Raw genomic sequence first — 19,872 nt, forward strand, 5'->3', positions numbered from 1 at the left:
GACCAGGAAGCCCGGACCGTCACCAACGGTCCGGGCTTCCTGCTGTGCGCATGTCCGGCAGCGGGGCGCGGTTGTCACCGGCCGGCGCGGACGCGCGGTGCTACTTGTCGGCGCGGACCGGGATGTCGAGGATGACCCGGGTGCCGCGCTCGGGCGCCGGCACCATGCCGAACGTCCCGCCCAACTCACCCTCCACCAGCGTCCGCACGATCTGGAGCCCCAGATTGCCGGCGCGCTGCGGGTCGAACCCCTCGGGCAGACCGCACCCGTCGTCCTGAACGGTGATCAACAGCCGCCCCTCCGTGGGCGAGCCGCCCCGCACCGCGGAGACCTCGACCGTGCCGGACTCGGCGACCGAGAACGCGTGCTCCAGCGCGTTCTGCAGCACTTCGGTGAGGACCATCGCGAGCGGGGTGGCCACTTCGGCGTCGAGGATGCCGAAGCGCCCCATGCGGCGGCAGGTCACCTTGCCCGGCGAGATCTCGGCGACCATGGCGATGACCCGGTCGGCGATCTCGTCGAACTCCACCCGCTCGTCCAGATTCTGGGACAGCGTCTCATGCACGATGGCGATCGAACCCACGCGCCGTACGGCCTCGTTGAGCGCCTCACGGCCCTGCTCGGAGTCCATCCGGCGGGCCTGCAGCCGCAACAGGGCCGCCACCGTCTGGAGGTTGTTCTTCACCCGGTGATGGATCTCCCGGATGGTCGCGTCCTTGGTGATCAACTCGCGCTCGCGGCGCCGCAGTTCCGTGACGTCGCGGAGCAGGACCAGGGACCCGATCCGGACCCCCTTGGGCTTGAGCGGGATGGCCCGGAGCTGGATCACCCCGCCCGCGCACTCGACCTCGAACTCGCGGGGCGCGTACCCGCTGGCGAGTTTGACCAGCGCCTCGTCCACCGGCCCCCGGGAGGGTGCGAGTTCGGCGGTGATCCCGCCGAGGTGCTGTCCGACCAGGTCGGAGGCGAGTCCGAGACGGTGGTACGCGGAGAGGCCGTTGGGGCTGGCGTACTGGACGACACCGTCGGCGTCGAGCCGGACCAGCCCGTCACCCACCCGCGGCGAGGCGTCCATGTCGACCTGCTGGCCGGGAAACGGGAAGGACCCGGCGGCGATCATCTGGGCCAGGTCGGAGGCGGACTGGAGGTAGGTGAGTTCCAGCCGGGACGGGGTGCGGACGGTGAGGAGGTTGGTGTTGCGGGCGATGACACCCAGCACCCGGCCCTCCCTGCGTACGGGGATCGACTCGACCCGTACGGGGACCTCCTCGCGCCACTCCGGGTCGCCCTCGCGCACGATCCGGCCCTCGTCCAGCGCCGCGTCCAGCAGCGGACGGCGGCCGCGTGGCACCAGATGGCCGACCATGTCGTCCTGGTAGGAGGTGGGGCCGGTGTTGGGCCGCATCTGGGCGACGGACACATAGCGGGTGCCGTCGCGGGTGGGGACCCAGAGGACCAGGTCGGCGAAGGAGAGGTCGGAGAGCAGCTGCCACTCCGAGACCAGCAGATGGAGCCACTCGAGGTCGGTGTCACTCAGGGCTGTGTGCTGGCGGACGAGGTCGTTCATGGAGGGCACGCGTGCGAGCGTACCTGTGGACGCGCACAGGTACCGAACCGGACGGCCCGGCCGCACGTGCGGGAAGAAGGGCCGGAAATTGCCGCGTCCCATGGATGGACAGGGGTGAATGGTCTAGTCCACAATGCTGAAGACAGAGCCTCCGCTCTCCCCGCACAGGAGAGCGGAACGAGGTACCCGCGCTCTCTGCCCTGACTGCGCCGGTACCTCTCCCAGGTCGGGGGCACCGCACACCGCCGGCCGGGCGGACCGCCCTGAGGGCGGTCTTACTCCGGGCTGCGGTGCTGGTCGGGCTGAGGGTCCCGGCCCGGCGCCGCGGCCCGCGGGTGTCTTCCGGGCCGTCCGGCCCCCCGGTCAGTGCGTTTCGGTGACCTTCGCGAGCGCGCGCGGGGCGTCCGGGTCCTGGCCGCGGGCGATCGTCACCTCGTACGCCAGCATCTGCAGCGGCAGGATCTCCAGAATCGGCTGGACCTCCTCGGCGACCCCGGCCGTCGGCAGCACGAAGCCCGCTGACGCCGCTTCCACCTGGGCCTTCGGGCCGACCACGAAGAGGTCGGCGCCACGTCCGCGCAGCCGGTCGAGCACCGGCTGAAGGGCCTCGCCGCCCCGGCCGTCGGTGACCACGGCGATCACCGGGGAGATGTTGTCGACCATGGCGAGCGGACCGTGCAGCAGATCGGCGCCGGAGTAGGAGAGCGCGGGGATGTAGCTCGTCTCCATCAGCTTCAGGGCGGCTTCCTTGGCCGTGGGATAGCCGTAGCCGCGCGAGGTGATGACCATGCGCTCGGCGAAGCGGTAGCGCGACGCCAGGACCTTGACCTCGCCCTTGCGGTCCAGGATCGCCTCGGCGAGCTCCGGCAGGATCGCGGCCGCCGCACCGTCGCCGCCGCGCAGTCCCTCCACGAACAGGTACAGGGACAGCAGCGAGGCGGTGTACGTCTTGGTGGCCGGCAGGGCCTTCTCCGGACCCGCCAGGATGTCGATGTGGTACTCGGAGACCGCGGCGAGCGGCGAGTCCGGGTTGTTGGTCACGGCCAGCGTCACCGCACCGGCCTCCCGCGCGGCCCTGGTGGACGCCACCAGGTCGGGCGAGCCGCCGGACTGGCTGACGGTGACGACCAGGACGTCCCTGAGGTCCGGCTTCGCGCCGTACGCGGTGGTGGTGGACATCGACGCCAGACCGCAGGGCAGCCCGAGCCTGATCTCCATCAGGTACTTCGCGTAGAGCGCGGCGTTGTCCGACGTACCGCGGGCGGTGAGCAGGACGAAGCGCGGCTTCCTCGCCGCGATCTCGGCCGCCACCGCCCGGATGACAGGGGCCCCCTCGTCGAGGATGCGCCGGAGCATCGCGGGCTGCTCGGCCATCTCGCCGGACATGATCCGGCCGGGCAGCTCGCCCTCGTCTGCCGGGTACGTGGCGGACATGTCTGGTGCCTCCCGGGGGTCTGCCGATGCGTCGGCCAAGTCGAACACGGGGCCCGGCGGGCCCGCCAGTGGACGGCGCCCGGCGGGATTGCGGGGCGAGTCGCCCACAGTTCGCCCGGCCGGTACCCGGGGGCCGTGTCCGCGTGCGCGAGGTCTGCTAGATTAGGACTTTGATTGGTCTATACCACATGTAGTCACTCCAGATCGGCAGGCCCCGCGTGGAAGTTGTCATCGTCCCGGACGCCAAGGCAGGCGGCGAACTGATCGCGGGGGCCATCGGCGCCCTGCTGAGCCGCAAGCCCGACGCCCTTCTCGGCGTTGCCACCGGCTCGACCCCGCTGCCCATCTACCAGTCGCTGGCGCACAAGGTCCGCTCCGGTGCCGTTGACGCCTCGCGCGCCCGCATCTGCCAGCTCGACGAGTACGTCGGACTGCCTGCGGGCCACCCGGAGTCGTACCGCTCCGTGGTGCTGCGCGAGGTCGTCGAGCCGCTCGGGCTGTCCGAGGCCTCGTTCATGGGCCCCGACGGCTCCGCCGAGGACGTCCAGGCCGCCTGCGAGGCCTACGACAAGGCGCTCGCCGAGGCCGGCGGGGTGGACCTCCAGCTGCTGGGCATCGGCACCGACGGGCACATCGGCTTCAACGAGCCGTGCTCCTCGCTCGCCTCGCGTACCCGGATCAAGACGCTGACCGAGCAGACCCGGGTCGACAACGCGCGCTTCTTCGACAACGACATCGCGCAGGTACCGCACCACGTGATCACCCAGGGCATCGGCACGATCCTGGAGTCCCGCCACCCGATCCTGCTCGCCACGGGCGAGGGCAAGGCCGATGCGGTGGCGCAGACCGTCGAGGGCCCGGTGGCCTCGGTCGTGCCCGCGTCGGCGCTGCAGCTGCACCCGCACGCGACGATCGTGGTCGACGAGGCGGCGGCGTCGAAGCTGAAGCTGGCGGACTACTTCCGCGCCACGTTCGCGGCGAAGCCGCTGTGGCAGGGTATTTAGTCTTCTCCGGTACGCGTGAGGGCCGGGACACCCTGTGGGTGTCCCGGCCCTCTTGTGTGCGGGTGCGTCCGGGTGGACGCGTTGTCCTCAATCGCCGGACGGGCTTGATATGGGCGGACGGGCCGGACTCAGTTCGCCGTGGTGATCGTCTCCGCCGCCGCCAGGCCGCAGACCCTGGCGGCTCCATGGGTGGCGATGTGGAAGGCGCCCCTCGGTTCGGCCTGGGGGACGCCCATCTCGACCACGATCGTGTCCGCACGCGCCGCCAGCAGCGCGTCGAGGGCCTCGGTCATCCACGCATGGCGGTGCGCGTCGCGGACGACGGCGACGATGCGCCGCTCTCCCGCGGCCCGCAGCACATCGGCCGCGAGTGCGTCGTTCCCGCTGCCGTACGTGTCCGTCCCGGTGCCCGGCACCAGCCGGGCCAGTTCGGCGGCGACACCCCAGGGCGTCTCGGCACCGACCGCGATGTTCGCGACCGGGGTGAGGGCTGCGACGTACGCCGGGCCGGTGAGCGGTTCGGCCGTGCCGGTCACCACGACCGCGCGGCGGGCCGCGACCAGGCCGATGTCGGAGCTGATGCCCGTGCTGTCCCCGGTGCCGGGCGCGGTCCCCTCCTGCGCTGCCGCGCCCGGCTCCTGGCCAGTCCCCCCGGCCCGCCGCGTCCAGGACGCGAGGGCCCGTACCCGTGCGGCGGCGTCGGCCAGCCGCTCCTCGGGCAGTTCCCCGGCTCGGACCGCCGCGACCAGCGCGTCGCGCAGCCGGAGGACCGTGCTGTCGTCGTCGAGGCCGCCGCCGACACAGAGCGCGTCGGCGCCCGCCGCGATCGCGAGGACCGAGCCGCGCTCGATCCCGTACGTCGAGGCGATGGCCTGCATCTCCACGGCGTCGGTGACGATCAGGCCCTCGTAACCCAGCTCCTCGCGCAGCAGACCGGTGAGGATCTGCGGGCTCAGCGTCGCCGGGCGGTGCGGGTCGAGCGCGGGAAGCAGAATATGCGCGCTCATCACCGATTTGGAACCCGCCGCGATCGCCGCCCGGAAAGGCACCAGTTCACGGGCGTGCAGGGTTTCCAGGTCCACGTCGATGCGCGGCAGGGCGTGGTGCGAGTCGACCGCGGTGTCGCCGTGCCCCGGGAAGTGCTTGGTGCAGGCGGCGACGCCGGCGGCCTGGAGGCCCTCGACGTACGCGGCGGTGTGCCGGGCGACCAGGTGGGGGTCGGCGCCGAAGGACCGTACGCCGATGACCGGGTTGCCGGGATTGGAGTTGACGTCCGCGGACGGCGCCCAGTTGAGGTTGACACCGCAGTCGGCGAGCCGGCGGCCCAGCTCCTGGGCGACGGCGCGGGTCAGCGCGACGTCGTCGACGGAGCCGAGCGCCAGGTTGCCGGGGAAGGAGGAGCCGTGACGCACCTCCAGCCGGGTGACGTCACCGCCCTCCTCGTCGATCGCGACGAGCACGTCGTCGCGTTCGGCGCGGAGTTGGGCGGTGAGCGCGGCGAGCTGCCCGGGCGTCTCGATGTTGCGGCCGAACAGGCCGACGGAGGAGAGGCCTTCGCCGACCCGGCGCAGCAGCCAGTCGGGGGCGGTGGTGCCCGTGAACCCCGGCTGCAGAACGGCGAGGGCGTCGCGGGTGACGGTGTCCATGGTGGAGACGAGGGTGGTCATGGGTGGCGTTATCCCTTCACGGCACCGGACGTGAGGCCGGTTGCCATGTACTTCTGCACCAGCAGGAAGAAGGCCACGACCGGGATCGCGATCATCGTCGAGGCGGCCATCAGCGCGCCGTAGTCGATGCCTCGCGAGGTCGTGAAGTTCATCAGCCACACGTTGAGGGTGTACTTGTCATTGTCCTGAAGGACGACGTAGGCGAGCAGGTACTCGTTCCACGCGGTGATCAACGAGAAGATCGAGGCGGCGGCGAGGCCCGGGGCCAGCAGCGGGAAGGTGACCCGCCAGAAGGCGCCCATCCGGCTGCACCCGTCGACCATGGCCGACTCCTCCAGCTCCGGCGGAATGTTGATGACGAAACCGCGGATCATCCACGTCGCGAACGGCAGCGTGGAGACGAGGTAGATGACGATGACGCCCCAGTACTCGTTCAGCCCGCCGAGGTCGTTCAGCTGGATGTAGATGGGGATCAGCATCGCCGTCGGGGGCAGCAGCTGGACGACGAGCAGCACGATCATGAAGAACTTGCGGCCGCGGAAGCGGAAGCGGCCGATCGCGAAGGCCGCGATCGTGGCGAGCAGCATGCCGCCGAGGACGGCGACGCCGCAGACGATCAGGCTGGACTCGATGGCCGTACCGAAGTTCGGCTGCTTGATGGCTCGGGAGAAGTTGTCGAAGGTGATCGACGAGGGCCAGAGCGTCTGGTCGTAGCTGCGGATCTCGGCGTTCGGCCGCAGGGAGCTGATGACCAGCCAGTAGACCGGGAAGGCCATCAGCACGAAGGCGATGAGGCCCGCGATGTTGTAGCCGATGCGGTGCTTCTTGCGGTCCGGGCGGAGGACCTGGGGGGTGGAGGCGCTCACTCGACCTCTCCGATCTTGAGCAGCTGGCGCAGGTAGTACACGGCGACGCCGGACAGCAGCAGGACCGTGATGAGCGAGATGGCGGCGCCCTGGCTGAACGAGTTCGACTCGAATGCCTTCTCGAACGAGTAGATACCGAGAACCGAGTACTCCGGTTCCGGCTTGTTGCCGCGCATCAGGAAGATCTGTCCGAAGACGTTGAAGTCCCAGAGCACGGAGAGCGTGGCGACCATCTGGAAGACGGGCTTGATGACCGGCCAGGTGACGTAGCGGAAGATGCCGGTGGTGCCGGCTCCGTCGAGCGACGCGGCCTCCTCGAGTTCCTTGGGAACCTGGGTCAGCGCGGCGTACAGGGTCACGGTGACGAAGGGGATGGCGCCCCAGACGACGACCGCGCCGATGATGACGAAGCCCTGTTTGGGATCGAGGAACCAGTTGTGACCCTGTGCGTCGATCCCCAGGTACTTGGTCAGCACCATGTTGATGACGCCGTAGTCGGAGTCGGCGAACCAGCGGAAGATCGAGGTGGCGACCAGCAGCGGCATCGACCAGGCCGCGACCAGGGCGGCGGTCAGCAGCAGCCGCACCCAGGTGGACATCCGCTGCATGAGCATGGCCAGGCCGAGGCCGACGGCCATGGTGACGGAGACGCAGACCGCCATGAAGATGACGGTCCGCCAGACGACGTCCCAGAACTCGCTGTCGCCGAGGATGTTGGTGAACTGGTCGAAGCCGACCCAGGGTGCCGCCGATCCGGACCACAGCTCGCGGCGGCCCACGTCCTGGAAGGACATGATGACCGTCTTGATGAAGGGCCAGACGAAGACTGCGGCGATGGCGACGAACGCCGGTGCTATGAGGAGGTACGGCAGCAGAGCGCCGGCCTTCCGCGGTTTACGGTTCACGTTCTTCGCAGGCTGAGGATCCGCGCCCTCGGGAGCCCGCGGGACGGACACCGGCGGGTCGGCTGCTTTCATGTCGGCGGCACTCATTGTGCTTGCCTTCCGTTTCGGACCGGGTACCGGAGGGCGGGGATGACAGTCCCTTTCGGGCCCGCCACCCCCGCAGATGATCAGTTGAGCCGGCGGCTCACGTACTCACCGGCTCGGACTCCGTGAGCTCGGGGCTCAGGACTCCTTGTTGATCATCGAGTCGATCTCCGCGTCGGCCTTCTTGGTGGCCTCCTCGACCGACTTGCCCTTGATGATGTCGAGCAGCATGATCTCGAGCGTTTCCTTCTTCTCGATCGCCGTCCAGCCCGGGGCGATCGGGGTGAACCAGGCGTCCGGCACGGCGTTGGCGATGGCCGCGGTCTCCGGCTTGGCCTTCAGCGGCTCAAGCTGCTTGGTGTTGTTCGGAAGGATGTTCTTCGAGGCGAGAACCTCCTCCGACTTCTCGGAGGTGAACATCGAGATCCACTCCTCGCCGAGGTCCTGGACCTTCGACTTGGAGATGGTGGCCAGGTCGGAACCGCCGATGAAGGACGGGAGCGCCTTGCCGTTCGGGCCGGGCATGCCCGCGGTCGCGATCTTGTCCTTCAGCTTCGGGTTGCCGTTGGCCTTGGAGTCGATGACGCTGCCGGCCTCCCAGCCGTTGCCGTAGAGAAGAGCGGTCTTCTCGTTGGCCATGACGTTGGCGTGGTCCGCCTCGTCCTTCGTCTTGTCACCGTGGTTGTACTTCTTGACCAGGTCGACGAAGTCCGTGATGCCCTTCTGGGCCTCGGGGGTCGAGAGAGTGGACTTCCACTCCTTCTTGCCCTCGTCGTACTTGGCGATCTGGCCGCCCTCGGCAGCGACGTAGGACATCGCGGCGTACCAGTAGCGGCCCGGCAGGTACAGCGGCGAGAACGCCTTGTCCTTGCCGTACTTCGTACCGATCTTGTCGAGCGCGGCGGTCAGCTCGTCCTGGGTGGCGGGGAGGGTGTCCTTGCCGGTGCCGGCCTTGAACATGTCCTTGTTGTAGATCGCTACGCGGGCGCCGGCGTAGTAAGGAACGCAGTACTGCTTGCCCTCGAAGGCGCACGTGTCCTTCAGACCCTTGATCCAGGTGTCCGAGTTCTCGTACTTCTTCGGGTCGATCTCGCCGAGTGCCCCGTTGAGGATGTACGTCATGGTCTCGGTGTTGCCGAGCTCCACCACGTCCGGGAACTTGTCGCCGGCGAGGGAGGCGTCAAGCTTCTTGGCCTTGTCGGCCCAGGTCTGGTACTGAACGTTGACCTTGACGTTGGGGTACTTCGTCTTGAACTGGGCATTGACATCCTTGACCAGTTCAGGCCACGTGCTCTGCGCGTCCGACATCAGCCAGACGGTGAGCGATTCCTTGCGGTCCTTCGGGTCCTTCGACGACGCCTTGTCGTCATCCGAACCACACGCTGCGATCGAAACCAACATGCCCGCGACGCCGATCGCCGCGATGAGCTTGCGCTTCACGCCACCCTCCTCAGGGATGCTGCAACCCCTGCCCACCGCGCGAAAAACGTCGACGAGTACTGCTGGGGCTGGAACCTGGTCTTTAATGGTTTAGACCAGTACCGGGAGCTTGGCCTAGACCTTTAGGGGTGTCAAGGGTGTATAAGAAGTGCACTCGCGTCCGTTATAGGACCGACATCTGAGGGAGGGCGACGACCCGTGACCGGACCGTGCCACCATGTGAGCCGCGACAGACGGAGGAGCCGGTGACGGCAGCAACGCAGCAGTCGGGAAGGCGGGCCATGGGTGCCGACGGGGGCAGTACGGAGAACGAGACGGGCGCGAGCGCGGGCACGCGTACCGCGCGCGTACCGAAGTACTACCGGCTGAAGCGACATCTCCTCGACATGACGGACACGATGCCGCCTGGCACCCCCGTACCGCCGGAGCGGACCCTGGCCGCCGAGTTCGACACCTCGCGCACCACCGTGCGCCAGGCGCTCCAGGAACTGGTCGTCGAGGGCCGGCTGGAGCGCATCCAGGGCAAGGGCACCTTCGTCGCCAAGCCGAAGGTCTCACAGGCACTGCAACTCACTTCGTACACCGAGGACATGCGCGCCCAGGGGCTGGAACCGACGTCCCAGCTACTGGACATCGGCTATGTCACGGCCGACGACACGCTCGCCGGGCTCCTCGACATCACCACCGGCGGCCGCGTGCTGCGGATCGAGCGGCTGCGGCTGGCGAGCGGTGAGCCGATGGCGATCGAGACCACCCACCTCTCGGCCAAACGCTTCCCCGCGCTGCGGCGCTCGCTGGTGAAGTACACCTCTCTCTACACGGCCCTGGCCGAGGTGTACGACGTACGGCTGGCCGAGGCCGAGGAGACCATCGAGACCTCCCTCGCCACCCCGAGCGAGGCCGGACTGCTCGGTACGGACGTGGGGCTGCCGATGCTGATGCTGTCCCGGCACTCGCTGGACGAGCAGGGCGAGCCGGTCGAGTGGGTCCGTTCCGTCTACCGCGGCGACCGCTACAAGTTCGTGGCGCGTCTGAAGCGTCCACTGGACTGACCGGGCACCGTCCCGGCGCAGCACCCGAACAGCCCCCGTGGAGCCGCCCCCGCGGGGGCTTCCCGCTCTCCGGACAGCCCTTCCGTACCGCCATTGGTCTCGACCACCTCTGCTGCGCCGGGAGTCGTTCCGGCTGTCCGCTCCCGGCCGGACTACCGTTGCCGGACCGCAATGCGGACAGGGGGTGACGCTGGCCGGAACCCTCGCCTAGATTTCCTGCGCATTACGACAGGTGATCAGCGAGGGGACGGAGTCGCCGCAATGCCAGCAGACCCAGAAGGAAAGCCACCCACCGTCACACCCGTACGGGTGGTCATCGCCCTCTGCCTCATCGCGCCGTTCGTGGCGATGCTCTGGGTGAGTTCGTACGCCAAGATCGACCCGACCTTCATCGGCATCCCGTTCTTCTACTGGTACCAGATGCTCTGGGTGCTGATCTCGACCGCGCTCACGATGACCGCGTACAAGCTGTGGCAGCGTGACCAGCGCGCCCGCAAGGGGGGTGCGTCGGTATGAAGGACGGCGTGAACGGCGTCGCGCTCGGCGTCTTCATCTTCTTCTTCCTGGCCGTCACGGTCGTCGGCTTCATGGCAGCCCGGTGGCGCAAGGCCGAGAACGAGGCCAGCCTCGACGAATGGGGCCTGGGCGGACGGTCGTTCGGCACCTGGGTCACCTGGTTCCTGCTCGGCGGCGACCTCTACACCGCGTACACCTTCGTCGCCGTACCCGCGGCTGTCTACGCGGCCGGCGCGGCCGGCTTCTTCGCGGTCCCCTACACCATCCTGGTGTACCCGCTGATCTTCACCTTCCTGCCGCGTCTGTGGTCGGTGTCGCACAAGCACGGCTACGTCACCACCTCGGACTTCGTCCGCGGCCGGTTCGGCTCCAAGGGGCTCTCGCTCGCCGTCGCCGTCACCGGCATCCTCGCCACCATGCCGTACATCGCGCTCCAACTCGTCGGCATCCAGGCGGTGCTCGACGTGATGGGCGTCGGCGGCGGGGAGAACACCCACTGGTTCATCAAGGACCTGCCGCTGCTGATCGCGTTCGCGGTGCTCGCCGCGTACACGTACTCCTCGGGCCTGCGCGCGCCCGCGCTGATCGCGTTCGTCAAGGACGGGCTGATCTACCTCGTCATCGCCGTGGCGATCATCTACATCCCGATCAAGCTCGGCGGCTTCGACGACATCTTCGCCGCCGCCCAGGAGAAGTTCGCGGGCCCGCCGGGAGGCAAGCCGACCGGCGCGCTCGCACCCGGCGTGAACGGCCAGTGGGGTTACGCCACACTGGCGTTGGGCTCGGCGCTGGCGCTCTTCATGTACCCGCACTCGATCACGGCGACGCTCTCCAGCCGCAGCCGCAACGTGATCCGCCGCAACACCACGATCCTGCCGCTGTACTCGCTGATGCTGGGACTGCTCGCGCTGCTCGGCTTCATGGCGATCGCCGCCGGGGTCAAGGTGGACAACGGCCAGCTGGCGATCCCGCAGCTCTTCGAGGACATGTTCCCCGACTGGTTCGCGGGGGTGGCCTTCGCCGCCATCGGCATCGGCGCACTGGTCCCCGCGGCGATCATGTCGATCGCGGCGGCGAACCTGTTCACCCGGAACATCTACAAGGACTTCCTGAAGCCCGACGCGACCCCCGCGCAGGAGACCAGGGTCTCCAAGCTGGTGTCGCTGCTGGTGAAGGTCGGCGCGCTCGCCTTCGTCCTCACCATGGACAAGACGGTCGCGATCAACTTCCAGCTGCTCGGCGGGATCTGGATCCTCCAGACGATGCCGTCCCTGGTCGGCGGCCTGTTCACCCGGTGGTTCCACCGCTGGGCCCTCCTCGCGGGCTGGGCGGTCGGCATGGTCTACGGCACGGCCGCCGCCTACGGGGTCGCCAGCCCCACCCAGGCGCACTTCGGCGGCTCGTCCAAGGAGATCCCGGGCATCGGTGAGATCGGCTACATCGGCCTGACGGCGTTCGTGCTGAACGTCGTGGTCACCGTCGTCCTCACCTTCGTCCTGAACGCCGTGAAGGCGCCCGCCGGGGTCGACGAGACCTCTCCCGACGACTACACCGCGGACGCGGGCGACCCGGGCGTGAAGGCGGAGCTCCCGCCGGCCACGGCCGGGGCGCCGGGCGGTCACTGACCGCGGAGCACCCGCGCGGGACGTACGGGCCGTCGCATCCTCCCTCCGGAAGGCGCGGCGGCCCTTCCGCGTGCCGGACGCGGGGACCGGGCGTGCCCGGCAATTCCCGCGACCGGGCCCGCGGCGTGCGGCAGACTTCCGCGCATGGACATAACGATCAGGCCGGTCGAGCCGGCCGAGCACGCGGTCCTCGGCCAGATCACCGCCGAGGCCTATCTCGGCGACGGGCTGCTGGACTTCGGCGCCGACGATCCGTATCTGGTGCAGCTGCGGGACGTCGCCCGGCGGGCCGCCGAGGCCGAGGTGCTCGTCGCGGCGGACGCGCGGGGGCGGGTGCTGGGCGGCGTGACGTACGCCCCGCCGGGGAACCGGTGGGCGGACATCGCGGCCGCGGACGAGGCCGAGTTCCGGATGCTCGCGGTCTCCCGCGAGACCCGCGGGGCCGGGGCGGGCGAGGCGCTCGTCCGGGCCTGTATCGACCGCGCACGGGCCACCGCGGGGGTCACGGGGATCGCCCTGTCGACGCAGCCGGCCATGCACGGCGCCCATAGGATCTACGGGCGCCTCGGCTTCGTGCGGACCCCCGAAAGGGACTGGTATCCCATCGACGGGCTCTCGCTGCTGACGTACCGCCTGGACCTCCCGCCGAAGTCATGACATCCCGCCGTTAGGTGGCGCGACACAACATATGGGGGCTGCCGCATCCGACTGCCCCCACATGTATGCTCGTGCTCGCTGTCGCCGCAGGGAAATCCGGTGCGAATCCGGAACTGTCCCGCAACGGTGTGTTCGGTGCGCTTTTGTGCACCCGTGAGTCCGAGGACCTGCCGACAGCGCATCCGGCTCGACCGATCCGGATGCCCAGACGTCCGGGCCTCGTGGATGGGCCGGTGGACGCCGCACGGAGTGCTGCCCCGCCCAGGGCCCGGCTCCGCCCGGCTGCCCCCGTTCCCCCGCCGGCCCAGAGCCGAGCGAGGGAGAGCACCACGTGACCATCGCGCCAGCCGATCCGGTTTCAGCGGCCGAGTCCGAAGCAGCCGATTTCGGAACGGACCGGTCCGCAGCACCCGCGAAGGACGGACCGGGAACCGCGTTGCTGCGGACCCTCACCGACCTCACCGCGGATCTGCCCGACACCGACCCCGGACGCGTCGCCGGCGCCGCACTGCGCGGCCGCAACGCCCGGTCGGACGAGGCCGAGCTGCGCTCGCTGGCCACCGAGGCCGCCGCGGGCCTGATCTCCGAGGACCCCGCCTACTCCCGGCTCGCCGCCCGCCTCCTCACCCGCACCATCGCGGACGAGGCGGCCGGGCAGGGCGCGACGTCCTTCTCCGCGTCGGTCTCCGTCGGACACCGCGAGGGTCTGATCGCGGAGCGCACCGCCGAGTTCGTGACGCTCCACGCGGCCGCTCTCGACGCGCTGGTGGCACAGGCCCTCGCCGACGGCGCCGACGACCGCTTCGGCTACTTCGGGCTGCGCACCCTGCACAGCCGCTATCTGCTGCGCCACCCGCTCACCCGCCAGGTCGTCGAGACCCCGCAGCACTTCATGCTGCGCGTCGCCGCCGGGCTCGCCGAGGACAACTCCGAGCGCGCCCTGGACGAGGTCGCCGCGCTGTACCGGCTGATGAGCCGGCTGGACTACCTGCCCTCCTCCCCCACGCTCTTCAACTCCGGCACCCGGCACCCGCAGATGTCCTCCTGCTATCTGCTGGACTCGCCGCTGGACGAGCTGGACTCGATCTACGACCGCTACCACCAGGTGGCGCGGCTGTCCAAGCACGCGGGCGGCATCGGCCTCTCGTACTCCCGTATCCGCGCCCGCGGTTCGCTGATCCGGGGCACCAACGGGCACTCCAACGGCATCGTGCCGTTCCTGAAGACGCTGGACGCCTCCGTCGCCGCGGTGAACCAGGGCGGCCGGCGCAAGGGCGCGGCCGCGGTCTACCTGGAGACCTGGCACGCGGACATCGAGGAGTTCCTGGAGCTGCGCGACAACACCGGTGAGGACCAGCGGCGCACGCACAACCTCAACCTGGCGCACTGGATCCCGGACGAGTTCATGCGCCGGGTCGACGCGGACGGCACCTGGTCGCTGTTCTCCCCGGCCGACGTGCCCGAACTGGTCGACCTGTGGGGCGACGCGTTCGACGCCGCGTACCGGGCGGCCGAGGCCAAGGGCCTGGCCCGCAAGACGATGCCGGCCCGTGAGCTGTACGGCCGGATGATGCGGACGCTCGCGCAGACCGGCCAGGGCTGGATGACGTTCAAGGACGCCTCCAACCGGACCGCGAACCAGACCGCCGAGCCCGGTCGCGTCGTGCACTCCTCGAACCTGTGCACGGAGATCCTCGAAGTCACCGACGACGGCGAGACGGCCGTGTGCAACCTGGGTTCGGTCAACCTCGGCGCGTTCGTCGCCGACGGCACCATCGACTGGGAGCGTCTGGACGCCACCGTCCGTACCGCCGTGACCTTCCTCGACCGGGTCGTCGACATCAACTTCTACCCGACCGAGCAGGCGGGCCGCTCCAACGCCCGCTGGCGGCCGGTGGGCCTGGGCGCGATGGGCCTTCAGGACGTCTTCTTCCAGCTGCGCCTGCCGTTCGACTCAGCCGAGGCACGGGCCCTGTCGACGAAGATCTCCGAGCGGATCATGCTCGCCGCGTACGAGGCGTCCTGCGACCTCGCCGAGCGGTCGGGTCCGCTCCCCGCCTGGTCCGAGACGCGGGCCGCCCGCGGTGTGCTGCACCCGGACCACTACGACACCGAGCTGAACTGGCCGGAGCGCTGGGACGCGCTGCGCGCCCGGGTCGCGACGACGGGCATGCGCAATTCGCTGCTGCTCGCCATCGCGCCGACGGCGACGATCGCCTCGATCGCGGGCGTCTACGAGTGCATCGAGCCGCAGGTATCCAACCTCTTCAAGCGCGAGACGCTCAGCGGTGAGTTCCTCCAGGTCAACGCCTACCTCGTCGACGAGCTGAAGAAGCTCGGCGTGTGGGACGCGCGGTCCCGTGAGGCGCTGCGCGAGGCGAGCGGTTCGGTGCAGGGCTTCGCCTGGATCCCGGAGGACGTGCGGGCGCTGTACCGCACGGCGTGGGAGATCCCGCAGCGCGGACTGATCGACATGGCGGCGGCCCGTACGCCGTTCCTCGACCAGAGCCAGTCGCTGAACCTGTTCCTGGAGACGCCGACGATCGGCAAGCTCTCCTCGATGTACGCGTACGCCTGGAAGCAGGGGCTGAAGACGACGTACTACCTGCGCTCGCGCCCGGCGACCCGGATCGCCCGTGCCGCGTCCGGCCAGACCGCCGCCGCCCCCATTCCCGTACAGCAGGCGGCCGCGCCCGACGCGGACGCGATCGCCTGCTCCCTGGAAAACCCCGAGTCCTGCGAGGCCTGCCAGTAATGAGCTCCAACGAGACCAAGAACCTGCTCGACCCGGGCTTCGAACTGACCCTGCGGCCCATGCGCTACCCGGACTTCTACGAGCGCTACCGGGACGCGATCAAGAACACCTGGACGGTGGAGGAGGTCGACCTCCACTCCGACGTCTCCGACCTCGCCAAGCTGTCGCCGGGCGAGCAGCACATGATCGGCCGGCTCGTCGCGTTCTTCGCGACCGGCGACTCGATCGTCTCCAACAACCTCGTGCTGACGCTGTACAAGCACATCAACTCCCCCGAGGCGCGGCTGTACCTGTCGCGGCAGCTCTTCGAGGAGGCCGTGCACGTCCAGTTCTATCTGACGCTGCTCGACACCTATCTGCCCGATCCGGACGACCGGGCGGCCGCGTTCGACGCGGTCGAGGAGATCCCCTCGATCCGTGAGAAGGCGCAGTTCTGCTTCAAGTGGATGGACTCGGTCGAGAAGATCGACCGGCTGGAGACCAAGGCCGACCGCCGCCGTTTCCTGCTGAACCTGATCTGCTTCGCGGCGTGCATCGAGGGGCTGTTCTTCTACGGCGCGTTCGCGTACGTCTACTGGTTCCGCTCGCGCGGCCTGCTGCACGGCCTCGCCACCGGGACGAACTGGGTCTTCCGTGACGAGACCATGCACATGAGCTTCGCCTTCGAGGTCGTGGACACCGTCCGCAAGGAGGAGCCGGAGCTCTTCGACGACGCCCTCCAGCAGCAGGTCACCGACATGCTGAAGGAGGCCGTCGAGGCGGAGCTCCAGTTCGGCCGCGACCTGTGCGGTGAGGGCCTGCCGGGCATGAACACCGAGTCGATGCGCGAGTACCTGGAGTGTGTCGCCGACCAGCGGCTCGCCCGGCTGGGTTTCCCCGCGGTGTACGGATCGCAGAACCCGTTCTCGTTCATGGAGCTCCAGGGCGTCCAGGAGCTGACGAACTTCTTCGAGCGCCGCCCGTCGGCGTATCAGGTGGCGGTCGAGGGCACGGTCGGCTTCGACGACGAGTTCTAGATCCTCGCCCAGCTCCTGACGTACGGACGCCGTGCGGCCTTCACCGGCCGCGCGGCGTCCGCCGTTCGCGGCGGGTCGGCTCTCCGGCCCCGTTCCGCCTCCCGGAGCTCGCGGTCGATGCGGCGCTCGCGGGCGATCCCGATCAGCGCCGGGAGCAGGACGAGTGCGAAAACAGCGGATATACCCAGGAGGTTCAGGAATGTGTTCATGCCTCTACTGTCGTCCGGTCGAGCAGAATCCGTCAGTGGCAGGACTGTCATAAGACATCGAATTCCTGCCACACTGGGGAGATGCTGAAGAATGTCGCCGCCCTGCTCCTCGACGAGGTCCACCCCTTCGAACTCGGCGTGCTCTGCGAGGTGTTCGGGCTCGACCGCAGCGACGAGGGCCTGCCGGTGCACGACTTCGCGGTGGTCTCCGCCGAGGGCCCCGTGCTGCAGACCCACGCCGGGTTCACCATCAGCACCCCGTACGGGCTCGACCGGCTGGAGGAGGCCGACCTCATCGCCGTACCGGCCGGCAGCCACTTCATGGACCGGGAGTACCCCGAGGAGGTCCTGGACGCCCTGCGCCGGGCCGTGGACCGCGGTGCCCGGGTACTGAGCGTCTGCTCGGGGGCGTACGTGCTGGGCGCGGCCGGACTGCTGGACGGCCGCCGCTGCACCACGCACTGGCGGCACTCCGACGAGCTGGCCCGCCGCTTCCCGCGGGCCGTCGTCGAGCCGGACGTGCTGTACGTGGACGAGGGCTCCGTCATCACCTCGGCCGGCACGGCCGCGGGGATCGACGCCTGTCTGCACCTGGTCCGCCAGGCCTACGGACCCGCCGCCGCCAACACCATCGCCCGCCGCATGGTGGTGCCGCCGCACCGCGACGGCGGGCAGGCCCAGTACATCCAGCGGCCGCTGCCCCGCGACCGCTGCGACACGGTCGGCGACACCCTCGCCTGGATGGAGCGGCACCTCGACCGGGAGATGACCGTCGAACAGCTGGCCGCCCAGGCGCACATGTCGCCGCGCACCTTCGCCCGGCGCTTCCAGCAGGAGACGGGCACCACGCCGTACCGCTGGCTGTTGCGCCAGCGGGTGCTGCTGGCGCAGCATCTCCTGGAGACATCGGATGAAACGATGGACACCATCGCCGGGCAGACCGGCTTCGGTAACGCTGCCGCGCTGCGCCATCAGTTCGTACGTTCGTTGGGCACCACGCCACATGCGTACCGGCGGACCTTCCGGGGCCCTTCCGCCATCACCGAAGTCGCCTGATCCTCCATGGAGACGACCTCCGATCATTCGTCCAACGGTTTCCCTCACCTGTCCATGGACCGGGCCCCGGCGAGGCACCAGGGTCTGACGCATGGACATCCGGATGGCAAGACGAAGGACCATCGGAGCCGTGGTGGCCGCGCTCGCCGCCGCTCTGCTGCCCTGGCAGAGCGCCGCGGCGGTGGACGGAGCCGCGGCGGCGCCTGGGCCCGAGGTGCTGCCCTCGCTGCGGCAGTGGCAGCCCGGTGAGGGGGAGTTCACCCTCACCGACCGGGCCAGGATCGTGCTGGACGGGGTGCGGGAGCAGCGCACCAGCGCCGACGCGAAGAGGTTCGCGGGTGAGCTGAACGGGCACCCCTCGGTGTCGCGGGGCCGGTCCACCGCCCGGTCCGGGGATATCGTGCTGCGCCAGGACGCCTCCCTGAGGGGGTCGTTGGGCGCGGAGGGCTACCGGCTCGAAGTCGGCGACCGGATCACGGTCACCGCCGCGACCTCCACGGGGGTGTTCTACGGTTCGCGCACCGTGCTCCAGCTGCTGAACGACGACGGCCGCGCGGCACGGGGCTCGGCGACCGATGTGCCCGCGTACCGCGAGCGCGGGGTCGGGGTCTGCGCCTGCTACATCAACGTCTCGCTCCCGTGGTTCGAGCGGCTGATGAAGGACATGGCCTCCCAGAAGCTCAACCAGCTCTGGATCGAGGCGAAGGTCAGGAGCGACACCGACCCGGAGTCGGCGTTCTGGGGCTACTACACCAAGCCGCAGATCCGCACCCTGGCCGCGATGGCGAAGAAGTACCACATCGACCTGGTGCCGGAGATCAACTCCCCCGGCCACATGGACACCTACCTGGAGAACCACCCGGAGCTCCAGCTCAAGGACAAGGACGGCGTCGCCTCGCCGCCCCGGCTGGACATCTCACGGCCCGAGGCGCTGACGTACTACACGTCCCTGGTGGACGAGGCCCTGAAGGTGTGGGACACCCGCACCTGGCACATGGGCGCCGATGAGTACATGATCGGCTCCTCGTATCCGGACTACCCGCAGCTGCAGACCGCCGCGACCGCGAAGTTCGGCGCGTCGGCCACCCCCGACGATCTCTTCGTCGACTTCATCAACCAGGTCAACGCGCAGGTGAAGGCCGGCGGCCGGTCGCTGCGGATCTGGAACGACGGGCTGGTCGGCCACAACGGCATCGTGCCGCTGGACCGCGACATCGCTGTCGAGCACTGGCTGGGCGGCGGCGCCATCCAGCAGCCGTCCGAGCTGCTGGCCGAGGGCCGTCCGGTGATGAACTCCGCGTACTCCCTCTACCTGGTGCGCGGCGGCTACACGACGCAGACCCAGAAGCTGTACGAGAGCGACTGGACGCCCCTGCGCTTCGAGGGCCAGACGCTGCCCGCCACCGCGGCGAACCTGACCGGCGCGAAGATCAGCCTGTGGCCCGACAGCGCGGCGGCCGAGACCGAGAACGAGGTCGAGGCGAAGGTCTTCATGCCGCTGCGCTTCATCGCACAGGCCACCTGGGGCGGCCCGAAGCCCAGTGGGACGTACGCCGGTTTCGAGGCCCTGGCCCGTCGGATCGGTCACGCGCCCGGCTGGGAGAACACCGACCGCACCCCGCTCGCCGACGGCACCTACCGGCTGACGGCCGGCGCGAAAGCGCTCGCGCCCGGCGCGGACTCCGGGGTGTCCCTGACCCGGGGCCGGGCGGCCTCCTGGACGCTGACGGCGACCGCCGACGGGTACTACACCGTCCGCTCCGCGGAGAACGGCCTGTGCCTGGACGCGGTGCGCGGGAAGAAGTACCTGGGCGCCCCGCTGGAGGTGGGGGCCGAGCTGTCGCTCGGGGCCTGCTCGGCGGGCGCGCGCACCCAGCGCTGGCAGCTGGACGCCGGGACCGGCGCACTGGTCCTGCGCAACGCCGTCTCGCAGCTGCGGCTGACGGAGCGGGCCGCGGACGGAGCCGCGGTGCAGACGACGGGCGGGACGCGCCTGACGGCGAAGTCCGCCTGACGCGC

General features: G+C 69.5%; 16 protein-coding genes and 1 riboswitch. Of the genes, 9 read left to right on the forward strand and 7 right to left on the reverse strand.

Annotation, left to right across the window (positions count from 1 at the left end):
- Positions 1–100: 100 nt before the first annotated feature.
- On the reverse strand, positions 101–1,567 hold the full coding sequence (locus tag OG322_RS10955) for a sensor histidine kinase (protein WP_123461569.1): 1,467 nt from the start codon (positions 1,565–1,567) through the stop codon (positions 101–103).
- A gap of 363 nt (positions 1,568–1,930) precedes the next feature.
- Entirely contained in the window at positions 1,931–3,001 is a 1,071-nt protein-coding gene (locus OG322_RS10960) for an SIS domain-containing protein (RefSeq protein WP_124285000.1), read from the reverse strand.
- Positions 3,002–3,219: 218 nt separating this feature from the next.
- On the opposite strand from OG322_RS10960, the gene nagB reads away from it, so the two are divergent.
- Positions 3,220–4,005: a glucosamine-6-phosphate deaminase gene (gene nagB / locus OG322_RS10965; protein WP_123461567.1), complete on the forward strand. Its 786-nt coding sequence runs from the start codon at positions 3,220–3,222 to the stop codon at positions 4,003–4,005.
- 128 nt (positions 4,006–4,133) lie between these two features.
- Here the strand turns inward: nagB and OG322_RS10970 are convergent, their stop codons facing one another.
- The 4 genes from OG322_RS10970 to OG322_RS10985 form a co-directional block, all read right to left on the reverse strand.
- A complete protein-coding gene (locus OG322_RS10970; protein WP_329306360.1) occupies positions 4,134–5,672 on the reverse strand; it encodes a glycoside hydrolase family 3 protein in 1,539 nt (512 codons plus the stop codon).
- 8 nt (positions 5,673–5,680) lie between these two features.
- Entirely contained in the window at positions 5,681–6,538 is an 858-nt protein-coding gene (locus OG322_RS10975; protein WP_123461565.1) for a carbohydrate ABC transporter permease, read from the reverse strand.
- On the reverse strand, positions 6,535–7,530 hold the full coding sequence (locus tag OG322_RS10980) for a carbohydrate ABC transporter permease (RefSeq protein WP_123461564.1): 996 nt from the start codon (positions 7,528–7,530) through the stop codon (positions 6,535–6,537). Before OG322_RS10980 ends, OG322_RS10975 begins: the two co-directional genes overlap by 4 nt.
- Before the next feature lie 135 nt (positions 7,531–7,665).
- Positions 7,666–8,967 (reverse strand): sugar ABC transporter substrate-binding protein, encoded by a 1,302-nt coding sequence (locus OG322_RS10985; protein WP_123461563.1) that lies wholly within the window; start codon positions 8,965–8,967, stop codon positions 7,666–7,668.
- A gap of 281 nt (positions 8,968–9,248) precedes the next feature.
- Here OG322_RS10985 and OG322_RS10990 point away from each other — a divergent pair, with 281 nt between their 5' ends.
- The 6 genes from OG322_RS10990 to OG322_RS11015 all read left to right on the forward strand — a co-directional run bounded on the left by OG322_RS10990 (position 9,249) and on the right by OG322_RS11015 (position 16,588).
- Entirely contained in the window at positions 9,249–10,019 is a 771-nt protein-coding gene (locus OG322_RS10990) for a GntR family transcriptional regulator (protein ID WP_123461562.1), read from the forward strand.
- A gap of 261 nt (positions 10,020–10,280) precedes the next feature.
- Positions 10,281–10,535, forward strand: a complete 255-nt coding sequence (locus tag OG322_RS10995) for a DUF3311 domain-containing protein (RefSeq protein WP_329306361.1) — start codon at positions 10,281–10,283, stop codon at positions 10,533–10,535.
- Complete coding sequence (gene mctP / locus OG322_RS11000; protein WP_123461560.1) at positions 10,532–12,160, forward strand: monocarboxylate uptake permease MctP; 1,629 nt, start codon at positions 10,532–10,534, stop codon at positions 12,158–12,160. Before OG322_RS10995 ends, mctP begins: the two co-directional genes overlap by 4 nt.
- A gap of 144 nt (positions 12,161–12,304) precedes the next feature.
- Positions 12,305–12,817: a GNAT family N-acetyltransferase gene (locus OG322_RS11005; protein WP_329306362.1), complete on the forward strand. Its 513-nt coding sequence runs from the start codon at positions 12,305–12,307 to the stop codon at positions 12,815–12,817.
- Positions 12,818–12,882: 65 nt separating this feature from the next.
- Positions 12,883–13,006: riboswitch (cobalamin riboswitch) on the forward strand.
- A 142-nt stretch (positions 13,007–13,148) separates the two neighbouring features.
- Positions 13,149–15,572, forward strand: coding sequence for a ribonucleoside-diphosphate reductase subunit alpha (locus tag OG322_RS11010; RefSeq protein ID WP_329306363.1), 2,424 nt, complete (start codon positions 13,149–13,151; stop codon positions 15,570–15,572).
- Positions 15,572–16,588, forward strand: a complete 1,017-nt coding sequence (locus OG322_RS11015; protein ID WP_123461557.1) for a ribonucleotide-diphosphate reductase subunit beta — start codon at positions 15,572–15,574, stop codon at positions 16,586–16,588. The genes OG322_RS11010 and OG322_RS11015 overlap by 1 nt, the downstream gene beginning before the upstream one ends.
- Here the strand turns inward: OG322_RS11015 and OG322_RS11020 are convergent.
- Positions 16,585–16,797 (reverse strand): hypothetical protein, encoded by a 213-nt coding sequence (locus OG322_RS11020; protein ID WP_123461556.1) that lies wholly within the window; start codon positions 16,795–16,797, stop codon positions 16,585–16,587. The two genes, OG322_RS11015 and OG322_RS11020, sit on opposite strands and share 4 nt — an antisense overlap.
- 81 nt (positions 16,798–16,878) lie before the next feature.
- Here OG322_RS11020 and OG322_RS11025 point away from each other — a divergent pair, with 81 nt between their 5' ends.
- Both OG322_RS11025 and OG322_RS11030 read left to right on the forward strand, forming a co-directional pair.
- A complete protein-coding gene (locus tag OG322_RS11025; RefSeq protein WP_123461555.1) occupies positions 16,879–17,853 on the forward strand; it encodes a helix-turn-helix domain-containing protein in 975 nt (324 codons plus the stop codon).
- 103 nt (positions 17,854–17,956) lie between these two features.
- A complete protein-coding gene (locus OG322_RS11030; protein ID WP_329306364.1) occupies positions 17,957–19,867 on the forward strand; it encodes a family 20 glycosylhydrolase in 1,911 nt (636 codons plus the stop codon).
- The last annotated feature ends 5 nt before the right edge of the window (positions 19,868–19,872 follow it).

It is taken from the genome of Streptomyces sp. NBC_01260, from assembly GCF_036226405.1.
Taxonomy (GTDB): domain Bacteria; phylum Actinomycetota; class Actinomycetes; order Streptomycetales; family Streptomycetaceae; genus Streptomyces; species Streptomyces laculatispora.

Coding starts and splice junctions, on each gene's coding strand:
- OG322_RS10960 (WP_124285000.1), bottom strand. CDS start 3,001: ATGTCCGCCACGTACCCGGCAGACGAGGGCGAGCTGCCCGGCCGGATC.
- OG322_RS10955 (WP_123461569.1), bottom strand. CDS start 1,567: ATGAACGACCTCGTCCGCCAGCACACAGCCCTGAGTGACACCGACCTC.
- OG322_RS11005 (WP_329306362.1), top strand. CDS start 12,305: ATGGACATAACGATCAGGCCGGTCGAGCCGGCCGAGCACGCGGTCCTC.
- OG322_RS10970 (WP_329306360.1), bottom strand. CDS start 5,672: ATGACCACCCTCGTCTCCACCATGGACACCGTCACCCGCGACGCCCTC.
- OG322_RS11025 (WP_123461555.1), top strand. CDS start 16,879: ATGCTGAAGAATGTCGCCGCCCTGCTCCTCGACGAGGTCCACCCCTTC.
- OG322_RS10995 (WP_329306361.1), top strand. CDS start 10,281: ATGCCAGCAGACCCAGAAGGAAAGCCACCCACCGTCACACCCGTACGG.
- OG322_RS11020 (WP_123461556.1), bottom strand. CDS start 16,797: ATGAACACATTCCTGAACCTCCTGGGTATATCCGCTGTTTTCGCACTC.
- OG322_RS10990 (WP_123461562.1), top strand. CDS start 9,249: ATGGGTGCCGACGGGGGCAGTACGGAGAACGAGACGGGCGCGAGCGCG.
- OG322_RS10980 (WP_123461564.1), bottom strand. CDS start 7,530: ATGAGTGCCGCCGACATGAAAGCAGCCGACCCGCCGGTGTCCGTCCCG.
- mctP (WP_123461560.1), top strand. CDS start 10,532: ATGAAGGACGGCGTGAACGGCGTCGCGCTCGGCGTCTTCATCTTCTTC.
- OG322_RS11015 (WP_123461557.1), top strand. CDS start 15,572: ATGAGCTCCAACGAGACCAAGAACCTGCTCGACCCGGGCTTCGAACTG.
- OG322_RS11030 (WP_329306364.1), top strand. CDS start 17,957: ATGGCAAGACGAAGGACCATCGGAGCCGTGGTGGCCGCGCTCGCCGCC.